The organism is uncultured Pseudoteredinibacter sp. (assembly GCF_947500695.1).
Taxonomy (GTDB): Bacteria; Pseudomonadota; Gammaproteobacteria; order Pseudomonadales; family Cellvibrionaceae; genus Pseudoteredinibacter.
In genome coordinates this window covers 227,628-246,567 of sequence record NZ_CANMSS010000009.1, presented here as the reverse complement: position 1 = coordinate 246,567, position 18,940 = coordinate 227,628, and the positions used below count along the sequence as shown (strand labels likewise).

The following is an 18,940-nucleotide window of genomic DNA, read 5'->3' as shown; positions in this document are numbered from 1 at the left end:
GGCACCATGACCTTTACGGTGAGCTTGTCGAACAGCACCACCCAAGATGTGACGTTCGATTTTGACACCAATAATGGTAGCGCCACAGCGGGTGCGGATTACACCGCGATTGCCAATGGCAGCGGCACCATTACGGCGGGTCAAACGACGACGACCATTACCGTGACCATCGCCGATGATTACATCGCCGAAGGTAATGAAACCTACACAGTAGATCTGAGCGGCTTGAGCGGCAACACCGCGACTAGCGGCCACGACCTACAAGGTTTGGGTACCATCGTGGATGCGGGTTCACCTCCGGGCACCATTCCTCCTACTGTGCCACCCGAAGTTCCAGGTGCTCCAGATACCGTGACCCTAAAAGTGGTGGCTACGGACAGCGCCGGTAACATCATTGGCGATGGCAGCGAGAACGATTCGAACGAAGGCGGAGCGGCTTACTACAAAGTGATCGCTTTGGATCCGGCGGGCGTTGAGATTGCCAGTCCAGCGGCGGGCACCGTTGATGTGACCTTCACCAATGGTACCGCGGGCAATGCGGACTACGACAACGCCACTCAGAATGTGACCATTGGCCAAGTGTTCCAAGTGGATGCGACCGATGATCTGATCTCGGACGATGAAGAAAACTACACCGTGAACTTGGGTGCAAACAGCACGATTGCTGGTGCAATTACCACGGCGTATGAAGCGGTCACCAACAGCGCGGATGATGTTGAAACCACGATCCATGATGAGACCACTCCAGGTACGCCTCCAGGTCCAGGTCCACACCCAGATCCGACACCGAACCCAGGTCCAGAAGATACCGTGTTTGCAGAAATTTCAGTGGATCAAAGTTCTGTAGAAGAGGGTGGTCAGCTGGTTTACACAGTTACGCTGGTTGATAACAACGGCAATGCCGTAAGCGTGCCGGCGGGTGATAGTGTTGAAGTTGTTCTTGATTGGACAGGTTTAGCGGCAGTAGGTGGTGACACCAGTGCATTGCCGGCCAGCGTTGATGTGTCTGGTAGCCAGGCTCAGTTTTCAATTGATGCAAACGATGACTTTGTTGTTGAAGGTAGTGAGCCTCTTGTTGCAACGATCACTTCTGTTGTTGATACCGATAGCAACTTTGAGCAGACCGCAGTAGGTACGCAAAATGTTGCTAATAGTGCAATTACCGATGAGTCTTCGCCTGACCCAGATGATACTGTGTTATTGAAAGTTGTTGCTACGGATAGTTCCGGCAACATCATAGGCGACGGCAGTGTCAACGCTACCAACGAAGGTGAGGCTGCGTACTATAAAGTGATCGTAGTGGATCCAGTTGGCAACGAAATTTCCAGCCCAGCCGCTGGTAATGTCAATGTTGTTTTCACCAATGGCAGCGCCGGTAACGCGGACTACGCCAATGCAACGCAAAACGTTGCAATTGGTTCTGTTTTCCAAACAACTGCGGTTGATGATTTATTGTCTGATGATGAAGAGAACTTCACAGTAAGCTTAGGCGCAAATTCTACGATCACCGGGGCTATAACTTCAGCGTATGAAGCAGTAGCGAATAGCACTGATGATGTAACCACAACTATTCATGATGAAACGACCCCAGGTGGACCTCCGGGGACTCCGACACCTGGGCCTGAGGATACGGTATTTGCAGAAATTTCTGTGGATCAAAGCTCCGTTGAAGAAGGTGGCCAGCTAACTTACACGGTTACCTTGGTTGATAATAATGGTAATGCAGTATCTGTTCCGGCCGGTGATAGTGTTGAGGTTGTTCTCGATTGGACCGGCTTGGCGTCGTCGGGTAGTGACACTGGAGCGTTGCCAGCTAGCGTAAATGTTTCCGGTAGTCAGGCGCAATTTACTGTTGATGCTAATGACGATTTTGTTACCGAAGGTAGTGAGCCTCTAGTTGCTACGATTACTTCTGTTGTTGATACCGATAACAACTTTGAGCAAACAGCTGTAGGTACTCAAAACGTTGCTAACAGCGCAATTACTGATGAAAGCAGTCCAGATCCTGACGATACTGTAACGCTCAAAGTGGTAGCTACCGACAGTGCTGGCAATATCATCGGCGATGGCAGTGTTAATGCGACCAACGAAGGTGAAGCAGCGTACTATAAAGTCATTGCGCTTGATCCAGCTGGTAACGAAATTGCCAGCCCAGCTGCTGGCACTGTTGATATTAGCTTTACTAACGGAAGCGCTGGTAACAGTGACTACGACAATAGCAGTCAAAATGTTGCTATTGGGCAGGTGTTTCAGACAACAGCAGTCGATGATTTGATCTCAGACGATGAGGAAAATTTCACTGTCACTATTGATGCAGGTTCGGTGGCCGGTGCAATAACTTCGGCTTATGAGGCCGTTGCAACTAGCACAGATGATGTGACTACCACCATTCATGATGAAACCACACCTGGTGGCCCTCCGGGAACTCCAACTCCAGGGCCAGAAGACACGGTTTATGCCGTAATTGAAAGTAACGGTGCCGTCGATGAAGGCAACACATCTGTGTTTACCGTTTCTCTGATTGACCAAAATGGCAATCCGGTGACGGTGACTTCTGATATGGAAGTCGATGTTGTTTTTGCTAATGGAACCGCAGAAAGTGGCGACTACACGGCCTCGGCACAAACTGTAACTATCACTAATGGTAACAGCACGGCACTTGTAAATGTGCCAACTGCTATTGATGCAGACTTTGACGATGAAACCTTTACAGCAACTATTGATGGTGTTGGTACCGGTGCTAGTCAATTTGAAAATGTAGATACCACCACAGGTGCTGATGGTCGGACCCCAAGTGCTGAAGCAACGATCAATGATGTGCAGGGTGATGTTGTTGTTCGTATCAACGATCCAGTTGGAAGCGTTGTGGAAGGTGAAACCGGAACATTCCAGGTTGGCTTGTTCGATGTGAATGGAAACCCGGCGCCGAATGCAACTAGCGACGTAACCGTTAATATTACTTATACCGGTACCGCGACTGATGGCTCTGATTATACTCAGATAGCGGCTGTAACTATCCCTGCGGGAAGTAACAGCGTTAACTTGGATATTGTTACCTTGTTCGACACCGTAGGTAATGAGCCAGATGAAACCGTTAATATGCAGTTGGCAACAGTGTCCGGTGGCGGCTTCGGTAATATTTCTATCGATAGCGCTAATGACACCGCCGACTTAACCATTATTGATGGCACGCCAACTGTGAATATCACTGGTAGCAATCAAGTATTTGAAGCTGGTTTAGCGGCTTCAGGTAGTGGCGAGCTTGCAGACGGTAATGCAAACAACAATAGTGACACTCGTGAATTAACCACAGGTACTATTGAGTTTACTGAAGGTAATGGTGGCGCCAGTGTTCAAATCTCCCATGGTGGAACAACAGTTGTAGCGGCAGTTGGCGCTAGCATTGTTGGCGATAACGGCACCTTAACCGTTACCGCGATTATTCCTCCTAGCAATGGCAACCCTGGTGAAGTTCAGTACGAATATGAACTGACCTCTAGAGAGGATCACGACGGCACAGATGACAATGAAACATTTGTTGTTTCTGTAATCGATAACGATGGCAATGTAAGTGATGACGCCAGCACCAATTTGGTAATCGATATTGTTGATGATGGGCCTAGCACCAACGGCCAGACTCGTGTGATGACTGTGGATGTAGATACTATTGTTTTCAATAGTTATATCGCAGGCTTCCAGAATGAAGTGACCGGTCCTGATAACCAAGCAGGCTTCGATTTTAATGAAATTCAAAATGATGCTGATGCATTGGTTGATCAGGTTGAATGGGGGCGTCCATTTAGCCAGAATGGTGTGAACCCAGATGGCAATCGTTCGGGTTATGAGCTAGTGGACGATACAGGTCTTGCATCTGTAACAGGCGAGGTAGTTCAAACGGATCAATTAATTGAGTTTGGTACCTTCACACACCACAACTGGCCAACCTTTGCGAATTCGGGAACCATTACTAGTATCGATATGACCCTGACAGTTAATGTGGTTATTAATGGTGTTTCAAACCCAGTCACTTTGACATTAACCTTGGGACATAACGAAACGTCGAACGGTAACCCTCAGCCGGTAACTAACCCTGATGGAACACCCGTTCTTGATGCGAATGGCAACCAGGTTACTTCAGATATGGATATCATTACCCTGCCTACTACCACTCAAACAGTGACGGTTGGCGGGCAAAATTATGAAGTTTCTGTTGAAGGTTTCCTCGATAATAATGGTAACTCCGTAAATACAATTTACACCAACGAAGAAGCAAGCAATGCTTTCACAGTGGTAGGTAAGGTGACATCAACTGATCCGCTTCCAGTGGTTACAGGTCAAGTTGAAGTGGCTTCTGGTGCAGATACCGGCGCGACAATTAGCTGGGGTGCACCATCTGATCCATCTTTGGGAACATTTACTTCAGGAGGTGACGGTAGTTACAGTTTTGAGGTTAATCGTGACACCAAAGACAGTTTGGCGGCAGGTGATACCCAGACCTTAACCGTGCCATATACCGTAACCGACAGCGATGGTTCTACCACTACGGATAATGTGACCATTGTTATCGCGGGTAAAGGTGCCGTTACTGGAACTGGTGCAAGCGAAACCTTGAATGGTACTGCAAGTGGTGACTCGATTGTGGCCGATGCGGGTAACGATACTCTGAATGGTTTGGCGGGCAACGATACTCTCTTTGGTGAGGCAGGCAATGATATTCTAATTGGTGGTGCCGGTGAGGATATTTTGTTTGGTGGCACTGGCGCCGATACTTTTGTGTTGGATAACGGTATCGTGACAGGCGAGCAAGATGTTGTTAAGGATTTCCAGATCGGTACCGATGTGCTGGATCTAGGGTCGCTACTGCCAGACGGCGCTGATGCAGCAACGCTTGATCAGTACTTACATTTTGAAGAAGACGGTTCGGATATAATCGTGCACATCAATACTGATGGGGACTACGTGGCAAATACTCGTGATGATGCCAAGGATGAGTACACCATCAGAATTGAAAATGCCGATGCGGCCTTCTTTGATCAAACTGACCAGGATATCTTGCAGGTGTTGATTAATAACAATTCTATCGAGACAATTTAAACTTATATTTAAATTATCGAAACTCAAAGCCCCTAGAGTGAAAGCTCTAGGGGCTTTTGCATGTTAAAGGGTTAAGTAAACTTCCCTCGCCAGCGATCAATGCCGTCACGACAGCTTACGAACGCTATTTTCTTTCTTTCTCGGCCTAGCTTTTGTAGGAGTATTCATCCATTTATCCCCTTGTTACAATAGCGCGAACTTTCCTTAGAAAAGGCCTAATAATGCTCGACAAAAAGTTATTATCTATTCTGGTTTGCCCAGTCAGTAAAGGGCCATTGGTTTATAGAGAAGAAGCCCAGGAGCTAGTTTGCTATGGCAGCGGCTTGGCTTATCCTATACGCGATGGCATTCCGGTGATGTTGGAAGGTGAAGCAAGAGAGTTAAGCCCAGAAGAGCGTGAAGCAGGGCGTAACCAGTAATCGAAATTGAAAACATAGGAGTTGCTAAGCCGTGGCAGAAGAATCCATTTTTACCAAAATCATTAATGGTGACATTCCTTCGGAGATTTTGTACCAAGACGAAGACTGTATCTGTATTAACGATATTGCCCCTCAGGCCCCGGTGCATGTTCTACTGATTCCACGTAAACCTATACCTCGTTTGGCTGATGCCTCAGAGGAAGATCAGGCTTTGTTAGGTCGCTTGATGTTGCGTTCCGGTGATATTGCTCGTCAGTTGGGTATCGATGAAGCTTTTCGCTTGGTCATTAACAATGGTGCGGGTGCTGGGCAGACGGTTTTCCATTTGCATTTACACCTATTAGCTGGCAAAGAGTTCACCGAAGCTGGCTTGGGTTTTTAAGAATAAATCGCGTTCGCAGCCAGAATTTCCTCTGGCTGCGAGACTCTCATTCGAAATGCACCTAAATGGTGCCAAAAGCGCTTTTCCCCCTCTCTTTGTATTCGTTTTCGCTGTTTTATCCTCGTGTAATAGTCACTAAAAAACGTTATAATCGCGGCCTTTTGACTATTAATCATCCAGCAGGATGCTATTGAACTGTGGAACGCCTTATCATGAAGAGCGCTGAAATACGCCAAGCCTTTCTCGACTTTTTCCAATCGAAGCAGCATCAAATTGTCGCCAGTAGCTCACTGGTTCCAGGAAATGACCCGACGTTATTGTTTACTAATGCGGGCATGGTGCAGTTTAAAGATGTTTTCTTGGGTGAGGATAAGCGCAGCTACAATCGAGCAACCAGCTCTCAGCGCTGTGTTCGCGCTGGTGGTAAACATAACGATTTAGAAAACGTTGGTTACACCGCACGTCACCATACCTTTTTTGAAATGCTAGGCAATTTCAGTTTTGGTGACTATTTCAAGCGTGAAGCTATCAGTTTCGCTTGGGAGTTTTTAACCTCAAAAGAATGGCTCGGTATCCCTAGCGAAAAGCTAATGGTTACTGTTTACCAAGAGGACGATGAGGCTTTCGATATTTGGCATAAAGAAATGGGTGTGCCAGTAGAGAAAATCGTTCGCATTGGCGATAAAGGCGGCCGCTACCAGTCCGATAATTTCTGGTCGATGGGCGACACTGGGCCTTGTGGTCCATGTACTGAGATTTTCTATGACCACGGTGAAGAGATCTGGGGTGGGCCCCCTGGCAGCCCTGAAGAAGATGGCGATCGCTTTATCGAGATCTGGAACGTCGTATTCATGCAGTTTAACCGCAGTGCCGATGGTGTTATGGCGCCACTGCCAAAGCCTTCGGTAGATACTGGCATGGGCTTAGAGCGTATTGCCGCGGTTATGCAAAACGTTCACAGCAATTATGAAATCGATTTATTCCAATATTTATTGGCCGCTACTGCTAAGGCGACTAATACCAGTGATATGGAAAACAAATCACTACGAGTGATTGCTGACCATATTCGTTCCTGTGCATTTCTCGTTGTTGATGGTGTTATCCCAGCGAATGAGGGTCGTGGTTATGTATTACGTCGTATTATTCGCCGCGCTATTCGCCATGGGCACAAGCTTGGCCAAAAAGACGCCTTTTTCCATAGCTTGGTTCAGGCATTGGTTGATCAAATGGGTGAGGCTTACCCAGAGCTAAAACAGCAACAAGCTCAAATCGAAAAGATCTTACTTACCGAAGAGCAGCAGTTCGAAAAAACTCTGGATAAAGGCATGGCTGTGCTTGAGTCCGAGTTGGCGAATTTAAATGCCAAAGAAATTCCAGGTCAATTGGTGTTCACTTTGTACGATACCTATGGCTTCCCCGTCGATCTAACCAATGATATTGCCCGTGAAAGGGAAATGAGTATCGATTTAGACGGCTATGAAAAATTGATGGAAGAGCAGCGCCAACGTGCTCGTGCCGCGGGCTCTTTTAAAGTCGACTACAACGATAACCTAGAGATTGATGGCGAGACTGAGTTCAAGGGCTATGAAGACTTAGCTGGAACATCAACTGTTATCGCTCTATTTAAAGATGGCCAAAGTTGTGAGCAGCTCAATGCTGGTGAGCGCGGTATTGTGGTGCTCAGCGAAACTCCGTTTTATGCGGAATCCGGTGGCCAGGTCGGTGATCAGGGCCAGCTTGTGGCAGAAGGCCTAGTATTCTCTGTTGAAGACTGTGCAAAGCAGGGCAATAATCATTTACATATTGGCGAGTTAAACGAAGGTCAATTGAGCCTCGGGCAGAAGCTGGATGCGAAGGTCGTATCTAGTAAGCGACAGGCGACGGCCTTGAACCACTCTGCCACTCACCTGCTGCATGCAGCACTGAGAAAAGTTTTGGGTGATCACGTTACCCAGAAAGGTTCTTTGGTTGACCCTGAGCGTCTACGTTTTGACTTTTCGCATTTTGAAGCGGTAACGGCCGAAGAGTTGAAAGCAATTGAGGCTATGGTGAACGAGCAGATTCGTGCTAATACTGCGGTACAAACCGATGTTTGCGATATGGACACCGCAAAAAGCAAAGGTGCAATGGCCCTATTTGGTGAAAAGTACGGCGATAGCGTTCGCGTTTTAAGCATGGGCACCGAGCAGTTCTCCGTTGAATTATGTGGTGGTACCCATGTTGAGCGCACGGGCGATATTGGTTTGCTACGAATCACTTCTGAATCCGGTATCGCGGCAGGTGTTCGCCGCATTGAAGCAGTTACTGGTCGTGCCGCTGTCGATAACGTTGATGCTCAACAAGCTCAATTACAAGATGCTGCTAAGCTATTGAAGACCAAGCCGGAAGAGCTGGTAAATAAGCTGCAGTCTTTACTTGATCAGCAAAAAACTCTAGAGAAAGAACTAAAAGCCGCGAAAGCAAAATTGGCCAGTGCCGCAAGCGGTGATCTGTTAGGCAAGGCTGTAGAAGTACAGGGCGTTAAAGTACTGGCTGTTCAATTGAGCGATGTCGATCCCAAATCTTTGCGCGATACCGTTGACCAATTTAAAAACAAATTAGGCAGCTCGGTGATTATTGTCGCGGTTGTCGATGGCCAGAAAATTTCTTTGGTGGCAGGTGTCAGTAAAGATCTGCTTGGTCAATTTAAAGCGGGTGATCTAATGAAGCACGTTGCTACCCAGGTGGGTGGTAAAGGTGGTGGCCGCCCAGATATGGCTCAAGGCGGTGGTGATCAGCCAGAGAACTTGGAAGCTGCATTAGCTTCCGTTCAAGCGTGGGTGGCATCCCAGTTTTAAGCATAAGAGCGCTCCATAAGAGTGTCCCATAGGCGGCCATTAAACTGGTTAACTTTTGCCAAATTTTAGTGTTTAATGGCCAGCTTTTATAAGTATGATAACCATAGCAAACCGTATTAAACGGTTAGAAATAGCATAATTATGAGTTTAATTGTTCAAAAATACGGCGGAACGTCGGTGGGCTCAGTAGAGCGCATCAAGGCGGTTGCCGAAAAGGTTGCGAATTTCCGTCAGCAGGGCGATGACATCGTTGTTGTTGTCTCGGCAATGAGTGGTGAAACTAATCGTTTGATTGGTCTTGCTCAAGAGATGCAGCAAATTCCAGACCCACGAGAAATGGACGTGCTGGTATCGACCGGCGAGCAGGTCACTATTGCGCTGTTGTGTATGGCTTTAAAAGATTTAGGTTGGGATGCGCGTTCTTATACTGGCTCTCAGGTAAAAATTACCACCGACAGCGCCCATACCAAAGCCCGTATCTTGGATATCGACGATGCACCAATGCGTGCAGATTTGGCCGCCGGTCGCGTGGTGGTTGTCGCGGGCTTTCAGGGCGTTGATGAGAGTGGTTCGATTACCACTTTAGGCCGTGGCGGCTCGGATACTACCGGCGTTGCCTTAGCGGCTGCTTTGCAAGCTGATGAGTGCCAAATTTACACAGATGTGGATGGTGTTTATACCACTGATCCTCGTGTCGTGGACGGCGCTAGACGTTTAAGCCGCATCACCTTTGAAGAGATGCTGGAAATGGCCAGCTTGGGCTCAAAGGTTTTGCAAATAAGAGCCGTAGAATTTGCAGGTAAGTACAATGTGCCATTACGCGTATTGCACAGCTTCCAAGAGGGGCCTGGAACATTAATTACTCTAGATGAGGAAGATAACGATATGGAGCAGCCAGTAGTTGCCGGTATTGCCTTTAACCGTGATGAGGCAAAATTGACAGTGCGCGGTGTGCCGGATATCCCTGGTGCCGCTTCAAAATTGCTGGCGCCGATTGGTGAGGCCAACATCGAAGTTGATGTTATCGTGCAAAATGTGGCGGCTGATGGCACCACAGATTTGACTTTTACTGTGCATCGTAATGATATGGACAAGGCAGCGACTATTTTGCGTGAAGTTGCTGATTCATTACAGGCAAAAGAAGTGACATTTGACGACAAAATCGCTAAGGTATCGATTGTTGGAGTTGGTATGAGATCCCACGCTGGCGTGGCTTCTCTGATGTTTAATACCCTGGCAAACGAAGGGATTAACATCCAAATGATTACCACTTCAGAAATTAAGATTTCGGTGATTATTGAAGAGCGTTATTTGGAGCTGGCTGTGCGCAGCCTGCATTCCGCCTTTGATCTGGATAAAGAACCGGAAGAAGAAATAGGATAAGTAATGTTTTGTTAGTTTATTGTGACAGCTGAACTAACAAAACAAATCATAATCGAACTATAAAAGACCGCCCAAATAGCACTGGTCGAGCGATAGGAAGCTGGGTGAGTGGCTACGGAAAGCACAGCAAGGTATGTGTGCCGTGTGGCGGTCAAAAGAATCATAGCGATGTAAAATCGACGTGGTAAGGCCTGCCGGCAAATAACAGGAGAATCAAGATGTTAATTTTAACTCGCCGTATTGGTGAAACCTTGATGGTCGGTGACGATGTGACAGTCACTGTACTAGGTGTCAAGGGGAACCAGGTGCGAATAGGTGTTAATGCACCCAAAGAGGTAGCGGTGCACCGAGAAGAGATCTATCAACGTATACAACGCGAAAAGCAAGAGCCCAACGGAAACGTTTCCTAGGTGTTGCCCAGCGTCAAAGCCTAGACATGGATACTAGGCGCGTAGATCTTATCAAAAGCGGGGTTGGACTCCGCTTTTGTGTTTCTGAGGCCTAGTAAATCCCAAGTTTGATTAAGCAGATAAAAATCATTAAAAAAGCAGAAAAAAATCAAACTAAGTCTATGATTTTGTAAGGATTGTGGTATTATGCCGCCCTCGTTTGGAGAGGTGGCCGAGTGGCCGAAGGCGCTCCCCTGCTAAGGGAGTATACCCTAAACCGGTATCGAGGGTTCGAATCCCTCCCTCTCCGCCATTACACAGAAGCCCTAGCGCGAAAGCGCTGGGGCTTTTTTGTTTGTGCAAAGAATCAAATAGGGTCAGTTCGAAAAGGGTCAGAACCCTTGGGTTCTGACCCTGGGTTTATATTACAGCGCTGGCTGGCAGTATCAGGATAGCGCGAAAGTCATTGACGTTGGTGTACGTCGGACCAGTCTCTAGAAGCCCTCCGTGGCGCCTAAAGAAGCCGTAGCTGTCATTGTTCAGCAAGTGCTGCTCAGCATCTATTCGTCGCCCTAAAACGCTCTGAGGGTTAATTATGGCTCCAGCATTGCCGCCAACGCCGTCGATGCCATCGCTATCAGCTGCGAGGGCATAGATCTGCGGGTGGCCATTCAGGGCGAGGGCAAGTGCTAAGGCATATTCCGTATTGGGTCCGCCTTTTCCTGCACCGCTAACGGTGACCGTTGCTTCGCCACCTGAGATATATAGCTGTGCTTTCGCAGGCTGATTATTGGCGGCATTGATAGCAAGCCTCGCATGGCTTTGTGCAAGCTCGCGAGCCTCTCCCGTGAATTCCGCCCCTAGGAAATGAATATCGATATCCTGCTCAGCCAAATAGCTTTGTAGCCTGCTAAAAGCCTGTTTGGGGCTCAGTAGAATACTAAAATGATTTCTTTCAAGGCACCTTTCTCCAAGCTTTACAGTTTCATTTTTGCTATCGCTTAAGTACTGGGCGATCGAAGCTGCTGGGGTGATCTGACAGCGCTTGAGAATATCGATGGCATCGGCTTGGCTGCTGCTATCGGCGACAGTAGGGCCTGAGGCGATTACCTCTGGGATATCTCCCACGACATCTGAAATGGCATAGCAGTAAACGTTAGCGGGGTAGGCCTGGCGTGCGAGCTGCCCACCTTTTACCGTAGAGATGTGTTTTCTTACACAGTTAATTTCAGTGATGTCGGCGCCGCTGCGAAGCAAAGCGTCGCAGGTGCTTATTTTTTCTTGCAAGCGGATACTTGCTGGAGGATGGCATAAAAGAGCAGAGCCACCACCGGATAATAAACAAACCAAATTGTCTTGTATGCCCAGTGACGCAGTTTGTTCCATGATGACTCTAGTCGAATCTATAGAGTTCTGATCGGGCAGAGGGTGAGAGCCAAATAAGGTTTTAAAATGTTGGCAAGGGTTGATTTCGCCATGCCGGCAAAGTACATAAGCTGTGGCTGGAAACTTCCCTTGAAAGCGCTTTAATAGCTGTGCTTCAGAGGCTTGGGCAAGTTGAATTGCTCCTTTGCCGATAGCGAGAATCAGTGTTCGACCACCTTGGGAGATGGGAATCTCGCCTAAGGCCTCTTTGATATCACATTGCTGAATAAAATCGGCAAAGGTTTTTCTAAGCAAATTTTCGGGGCTGCTCATAATGCTCGCTGTAAGAGGTAGTGTGCGAGCTAATGTAACACAGATTTATAGCAAGCCTTTGCTCGCTCCTCGAGTTAATCGATGTGTTATCAATTTTTGCAGTGGAGTAAAACGAGACGCCAAACCTAATGTAGTTTTCCTAAGCAGTTTTGCAGGACCGCTGTCATCATTAAATAGGCCGACGATTAAATTGGTGGCTTCGTACACCGGTTTTGCCATGAGCTGATGTTCAAAGGCGTAACGTTTTAAAACCTCTGGGCCACTGTAATCTTTGCCAGAAGCGTGAGCTTTTAAAATGTGCTTAGAGAGTTTGTGCGCAGAGTGTAAACCTAGATTAAAACCATGCGCCGTGACAGGGTGCATGCCAACGGCGGCATCCCCAATCAGTGCAAACCTCGGAGCCGTAAAACGGTCGGCATAGGCCCCGACTAATGGGTATGGTTGCCTTTTTGTACTGATAGTCATTTTGCCAAGCCGGCCCGATAGAAGCTTATAGGCATGCTCTGCGTAGGCCGCATCATCTAGCTGTAAAAATTGCTCAGCTTTTGCTGAGTTAACAGTAATTACGATGGAGGATTCTTTCGGCCCTAATGGCAAAATGGCGCAAGTATGACCGTAATGAAAACACTCTTGGGCAATATGTTGATGATCTAATTCATGTTGCATATTGCAGACGATCATTACGCGGCCATAGTCTTTCATTTTGGCGGCAATACCTTTCATTTTTCGGGTAGCAGAAAAGCGACTGTCTGCAGCGATCAGTAGTTTACAAGAAAGCTCCCTTTGCCCTGATAGCATTAAGGTTGTGCGTTCATTTGATTCCTTCAAAGAAAGCAGCTTGGTGTCGCACAAAAGGCGGATGTTGTTTGCCTTTTTAAGCTGCTTGAATAAGCTCTGGCGGATCTGATGGTTTGCAATAAGGTAACCTAGAGGTTCCTTAGCTTGTTGTGCCCGAAATTCTAAGGCCAGCGGCGAGCGACCATTTTCGACTTTGGCCTCGTTGAGTAGATGCTTATCTTTTTCTTGTATTTCCTGCCAAGCTCCGATTTTCTCTAAGAGTTCTTTGGAAGCGTGGTTAAGCGCAATTTCTCGGCCATCTGCTTGGGGTGAGGCGAGATCTTCTTCGTTTTGAATATCCAGTAGTGTAATGCTTAAGCCAGAATCTGACAGCATGGTAGCCAAGCTTAATCCGGCGGGGCCTGCTCCAACAATGACAATGTCTTGGAAAGGGAGTTCTTCAGTTGAGTTAGCCATGTCTAATCCTGCCAGGTTCTAAGATAGGCTAAACTAGCATGCTGCTTTGTGTAATGAGCTGATGGGAATCAATGGAAGTTTGCTTTGCTCAAAAATATTGATGTCCTAGATATGAAATGGACCAGCAATTGCTGGCCCGAAATCTTTCCTAAAACCCGATCATTCCTATTCCCTGATCTTTATAGTCTTCCTTGCTGTCGTCCTTGTCTGCGCTTCCATTAACCTTACCTGGTTATATTGTCCTTGGGCATCCAGCCGCATTTGCTAGCTAGCTTCACTGCCTGCTGCAAATGTAGGTGAATTGTAGGGGGAGTCTTTAGGTGGATGCAAGCGTCAATGGCTATTTGGTATAACTAGAAATAGTTATTATTCGAGGAAAAAAAGAAGCAGGTTTATTCTGCTTAATGCACTGTAGGCTTTTCGTTTATTGGGCTCTTGTTTGGCTGAACCCTGTTAACACTTTCAAGCTCTTGAGGTTTACTTTTGGGCTTTGCTGGAGAAGCATCAGCTTGGGTTTGATCCAAGCTCAGCTTTAAGCGCCTTACTAGGCTATTCATCACTTCCAAGGTTTGCGCTAGCTGGTCTAAGGCCATTAGGGTGGCTTCGCGTTGACTGTTTTTGTCGTTGCTCATGGATAGATCCTTGCCGGCAGCATTGTTACAGAATCAGATAAAGCGGCCTCATGTTTATGAGGCCGCCATTAAGCAAGGCCTTAATCCCAAGAAAGGGCGCCAGCCTGCTGGTATTCAGTTACCTTGGTTTCGAAGAAATTTTTCTCTTTACGAAGGTCCATGATTTCGCTCATCCATGGGAATGGGTTTTCAATACCTTTCCATAGCTCTTTTAGGCCTAGCTGGGTTAAGCGACGATTGCCAATAAATTTCAAGTACTGCTCAATCATATTGGCGTTCATGCCCAGTACGCCGCGAGGAATCATGTCACGGGCGAACTCACACTCTAACATTACCGCTTCGGCGATTAGGCGGGTGGCCAGGGTTTGCATCTCTTGATCCCACAAGTGTGGGTTCTCAATTTTAATTTGGTTAATCAAATCGATACCAAAGTTCAGATGCATAGATTCATCACGCAAAATGTATTGGAATTGCTCGGCAACGCCGGTCATTTTATTTTGACGACCCATCTGCAAAATGGCTGCAAAACCACAGTAGAAGAAGATACCTTCCGCGCCCACGTAGTAGCTGATTAAATTCTTCAAAAACTCTTTATCGGCTTCAGGAGTGCCGGTGGTGAAGTCTGGCTTATTGATAACTTCGGTGTGCTTCAAGCTCCAGGCGGCTTTACGGGCCACTGAAGGTTGCTCACGATACATATTCCAAATTTCACCGTCATCCATTGCTAGCGACTCAATGCAGTATTGATAAGCGTGGGCATGGATCAGCTCTTCACGGAATTGCAGGCCAATATAAAAGCGACACTCAGGTGCAGTGATGTGTTTATAGATGGACAGTAATAAGTTATTCGCCACAACGGTATCGGCGGTGGCGAAATAACCTAGGCCCATTTTTACAATGCGGCGCTCGTCTTCGCTCAAACCATTAGGGTCTTTCCATAGTGCCAAGTCTGCAGCCATGGCGATCTCTTGTGGCATCCAATGGTTTTGAGAGCCGTCCAAATATTTCTGCCATGCCCAGTCGTATTTGATAGGTACGACTTGGTTAACATCACTGGTGGCATTGATGATGCGCTTATCTTCTGCGCGCACACGAGCACCGGTCATCTCTAGGTCTTGTAAGCCTGCGGTAATTTCCTCAGAGTCAAGCTCGACACCGCTGAAAATATCGCTTGCTGGAGGGATATTGTTACCCGTTGCTGGGGCCGCCGGTGCGGCAGCCGCCGTGGTAGGGCTTGCAGTGGCAGGTGCCGCTGCAGCTTTAGGATTGCTAGGCGTGTTTGCGTCTTCGCTGTAATCATCCCAACTTAACATAGAGTGATCCTTTAATGCTTGAATATGCTCGTGTGGTCTTGTAAGTGCGACCGTTTTTTAAGCGCTGGCCGCCGCGCTTGAAAGGTCTTGGACAGGAGCCCGGAGGGCTCCTGTCCAGACGCTCTCCCCCAAATTATTGGCAGGCCTCGCAATCTGGATCATCCAGTGAGCAGGCCTTTGGTACTTCAGCCGGTCCGGCAGCAGCGGCAGGTTCAACAGCTGCTGCTACGGCGTTCATAGTGCCGGTATCGATCGTCGATTTCTCGGCAGTAGTGGCTGCTAAAGCACGAAGGTAGTAGGTGGTTTTCAAACCGCTAAACCAAGCCATGCGATAGGTAATGTCTAACTTCTTACCATTCGCTTCAGCGATGTATAGGTTCAAGCTTTGAGCTTGGTCGATCCACTTTTGACGACGGCTAGCGGCTTCAACAATCCAGCGCGGCTCTACTTCAAATGCGGTTGCGTATTTTGCTTTTAAGTCAGCAGGAATACGATCGATTTTCTGCACTGAACCTTCGTAGTATTTCAGGTCGTTGGTCATTACCTGATCCCATAAGCCGCGCTCTTTTAGCTCGCGAACTAGGAACGGGTTTACTACCGTAAATTCACCGGAAAGATTCGATTTTACGTAAAGGTTTTGATAAGTCGGCTCAATGGATTGAGAAACACCCGTAATATTGGCTATCGTTGCTGTGGGAGCAATGGCCATTACGTTGGAGTTACGCATACCTTGTGCTTTTACCTTTTGGCGCAAGCCATCCCAGTCTAGGGTTTGGCTACGATCCATTTGCAGGTATTTTTCGCCACGGTTTTCGGCCAACAGTTCAATAGAGTCAATCGGTAGCTTACCTTGGCTCCATAAAGAACCGTCGAAAGTAGAGTAGGCGCCACGTTCTGTTGCCAATTCGCTGGAAGCAGAGATCGCAAAATAGCTAATAGCTTCCATTGAGCGATCTGCAAATTCAACGGCTTCTGCAGAACCGTAAGCAATGTTTTGCTTATAAAGTGCGTCTTGGAAACCCATCAGGCCTAGACCTACAGGGCGGTGACGCATATTTGAAGTTCGCGCAGTCTCAACTGAGTAATAGTTAATGTCGATAACATTATCGAGCATGCGTACGGCGGTATCGACGGTGCGCTTTAATTTATCGGTATCAAGCTTGCCATCAACAATATGTTGAGCCAAGTTAACAGAGCCTAGGTTACAAACCGCAATTTCTTCGTTTGGCTTGGTGTTTAGCGTAATCTCTGTACACAAGTTAGAAGAGTGCACGACACCAGCGTGTTGTTGCGGGCTGCGAAGGTTACAGCTGTCTTTAAACGTGATCCAAGGGTGGCCTGTTTCAAACAGCATGCCCAGCATCTTACGCCATAGATCTTCCGCCTTAACTTTGCGGTACAGTTTGATCTCGCCGCGTTCAGCCATGGCTTCATACTGGGTGTAGCGTTCTTCAAAAGCGTTGCCGTATAGATCGTGCAAATCAGGAACATCATTCGGTGAGAACAACGTCCACTCTTTGCTTTCAAACACACGCTTCATAAATAGATCGGGTACCCAGTTGGCGGTATTCATATCGTGGGTACGGCGGCGATCATCGCCAGTGTTTTTACGTAGATCGACAAACTCTTCAATGTCTAAATGCCAAGTTTCCAAATAAGCACAAACGGCGCCTTTACGCTTGCCGCCTTGGTTTACGGCAACCGCAGTGTCGTTAGCAACTTTTAGGAAAGGCACAACACCTTGGGACTTACCATTGGTGCCTTTGATATAAGCACCCAGAGAACGTACTGGGGTCCAGTCATTACCTAAACCGCCAGCCCACTTGGACAGCATAGCGTTGTCTTGCATAGCGCCATAAATACCATGCAAATCATCAGGTACAGTTGTCAAATAGCAAGAAGACAGCTGTGGGCGTAGGGTGCCGGCATTAAATAGGGTTGGGGTAGAGCTCATGTAATCGAAAGAAGACAGTAAACGGTAAAACTCTACCGCTTTTTCATTCTTATCTTCTTCTTCGATAGCCAAGCCCATAGCTACACGCATAAAGAATATCTGCGGTAATTCGATGCGGGTACCTTCGGTGTGAATAAAGTAGCGGTCGTAAAGAGTTTGTAGGCCTAAATAGGTAAACTGGGCGTCACGGCTTGAGTCAATGGCTTGGCCTAGTTTTTCTAGATCGTACTCGCGTAGGTTCGGGGACAATAGATCCAGCTCGATGCCTTTTTCGATATACGCAGGCAGGGCCTTGGCGTAAAGCTCAGCCATATCAGCTTGGGTTGCAGATTCTGCGACAGCTAAATAAGACAAGGCTTCAGAGCGTAATTTATCTAAAAGTAGTCGCGCTGTTGCATAGCTGTAGTTTGGTTCTTGCTCGACCAACGTACGTGCCGTAATTACAAGAGAGGTGTTTACGTCTTCTAGAGATACACCATCATAAAGATTGCGCATGGCCTCATCTAAGATGGCCTTAGGCTCTACTTCTTCTAATCCAGCACAAGCGTCATTAACAATGGTGCGAATACGAGCAATATCTAAAGATTCGCTTTCACCTTTGTTATTGATTACTCGAATTGCTGGGTAATCTGGATCTTCAGCTGGCTCTGCTTTATCACCACGTAGACGGGCGTGCTCTTCACGATACAGAACATAATCACGAGCGACTTTTTGCTCGCCTGAGCGCATTAAGGCAAGCTCAACTTGATCTTGAATGTCTTCAATATGAATAGTACCGCCTGAAGGCATGCGGCGTTTAAAGGTCGCACTCACCTGATGACATAGGCTTGAGACGGTTTCATGAATACGCGAAGAAGCTGCTGCTGTTCCGCCTTCTACAGCCAAAAAGGCTTTTGTCATAGCGACAGCAATTTTGCTATCGTCATATGGCACAACAGTACCGTTACGCTTAATAACCCGCAATTGTCCTGGAGCGGTTGCCGAAACGGTTGAGCTGCTCTGCTCGGCAGGAGCTGGAGCGGCTGGGCTAGATTCATTCACTGAAGTGTCAGTTTGCATTTAATTCTCCGCGATAAAGCTGCAAATTCTAATGTGATATATCAGCCATTTTTTTTAATGTGGAAACGGAAAACCACTATCTAAGCTGCCAATACAATTGGCAGCTTAAAAGATAAACTGTATTAAAGTTGTGTTGATCGAAAGATCATAACGCTTTGAAAGAAAGCGCGGGCTTAGCTCAGGTTGGATGCTGTCGATTGACGGCGCCAAAACAAGACTTGGTAGACTAGGGCGCTCACTTGAACTTCCCGTCTCGTCGTTGAATCTATCTGCTGTAGAATAGCTTGCTAAGCTGCTCATTGATTTTGTATTACCCCTGACCCTTCCATTTGCCAACACCATTTACCGCTCTATTTGCTAACAAGCTTACGGTGTTGTGCGGTGATGCTTTTTATACTGCTCGCGACTAACGTGTTCGGCGTAAATTGCGGGCGTACCCCAACAAGCTCTTGCATTCATCTGTTAGCTTAATGGCGGCCAATCAGTATGAGCTGCGCTGTTGAGTCAAGCCTTACGTCTTTCCTTA

Annotated in this window: 11 protein-coding genes and 1 tRNA gene; 7 read left to right on the top strand and 5 right to left on the bottom strand. The window is 47.3% G+C overall.

Annotation, left to right across the window (positions count from 1 at the left end; genetic code table 11):
* Positions 1-6: 6 nt before the first annotated feature.
* The 7 genes from Q1A08_RS16520 to Q1A08_RS16490 all read left to right on the top strand — a co-directional run bounded on the left by Q1A08_RS16520 (position 7) and on the right by Q1A08_RS16490 (position 10,817).
* Positions 7-5,094 (top strand): Calx-beta domain-containing protein, encoded by a 5,088-nt coding sequence (locus Q1A08_RS16520; protein WP_299774925.1) that lies wholly within the window; start codon positions 7-9, stop codon positions 5,092-5,094.
* 221 nt (positions 5,095-5,315) lie between these two features.
* Positions 5,316-5,513: a Trm112 family protein gene (locus Q1A08_RS16515; RefSeq protein ID WP_299774918.1), complete on the top strand. Its 198-nt coding sequence runs from the start codon at positions 5,316-5,318 to the stop codon at positions 5,511-5,513.
* A gap of 31 nt (positions 5,514-5,544) precedes the next feature.
* Entirely contained in the window at positions 5,545-5,895 is a 351-nt protein-coding gene (locus tag Q1A08_RS16510) for a histidine triad nucleotide-binding protein (protein ID WP_299774916.1), read from the top strand.
* Positions 5,896-6,107: 212 nt separating this feature from the next.
* Positions 6,108-8,732 (top strand): alanine--tRNA ligase, encoded by a 2,625-nt coding sequence (gene alaS / locus Q1A08_RS16505; protein WP_299774914.1) that lies wholly within the window; start codon positions 6,108-6,110, stop codon positions 8,730-8,732.
* Positions 8,733-8,873: 141 nt separating this feature from the next.
* A complete protein-coding gene (locus tag Q1A08_RS16500) occupies positions 8,874-10,115 on the top strand; it encodes an aspartate kinase (protein WP_299774912.1) in 1,242 nt (413 codons plus the stop codon).
* A 218-nt stretch (positions 10,116-10,333) separates the two neighbouring features.
* Complete coding sequence (gene csrA, locus Q1A08_RS16495; RefSeq protein WP_166843460.1) at positions 10,334-10,525, top strand: carbon storage regulator CsrA; 192 nt, start codon at positions 10,334-10,336, stop codon at positions 10,523-10,525.
* A gap of 201 nt (positions 10,526-10,726) precedes the next feature.
* Positions 10,727-10,817: transfer RNA gene (locus Q1A08_RS16490), tRNA-Ser, on the top strand.
* Between the two features lie 107 nt (positions 10,818-10,924).
* On the opposite strand, the gene Q1A08_RS16485 is transcribed toward Q1A08_RS16490, so the two are convergent.
* From Q1A08_RS16485 to Q1A08_RS16465, 5 genes are all read right to left on the bottom strand, one after another.
* A complete protein-coding gene (locus Q1A08_RS16485) occupies positions 10,925-12,202 on the bottom strand; it encodes a DUF4147 domain-containing protein (RefSeq protein ID WP_299774905.1) in 1,278 nt (425 codons plus the stop codon).
* 45 nt (positions 12,203-12,247) lie between these two features.
* Entirely contained in the window at positions 12,248-13,456 is a 1,209-nt protein-coding gene (ubiM, locus tag Q1A08_RS16480; protein ID WP_299774903.1) for a 5-demethoxyubiquinol-8 5-hydroxylase UbiM, read from the bottom strand.
* A 401-nt stretch (positions 13,457-13,857) separates the two neighbouring features.
* Positions 13,858-14,088, bottom strand: coding sequence for a hypothetical protein (locus Q1A08_RS16475; RefSeq protein WP_299774901.1), 231 nt, complete (start codon positions 14,086-14,088; stop codon positions 13,858-13,860).
* An 80-nt stretch (positions 14,089-14,168) separates the two neighbouring features.
* Positions 14,169-15,401, bottom strand: coding sequence for a ribonucleotide-diphosphate reductase subunit beta (locus tag Q1A08_RS16470; RefSeq protein ID WP_299774899.1), 1,233 nt, complete (start codon positions 15,399-15,401; stop codon positions 14,169-14,171).
* Positions 15,402-15,534: 133 nt separating this feature from the next.
* A complete protein-coding gene (locus Q1A08_RS16465) occupies positions 15,535-18,414 on the bottom strand; it encodes a ribonucleoside-diphosphate reductase subunit alpha (RefSeq protein WP_299774897.1) in 2,880 nt (959 codons plus the stop codon).
* Between the last annotated feature and the right edge of the window lie 526 nt (positions 18,415-18,940).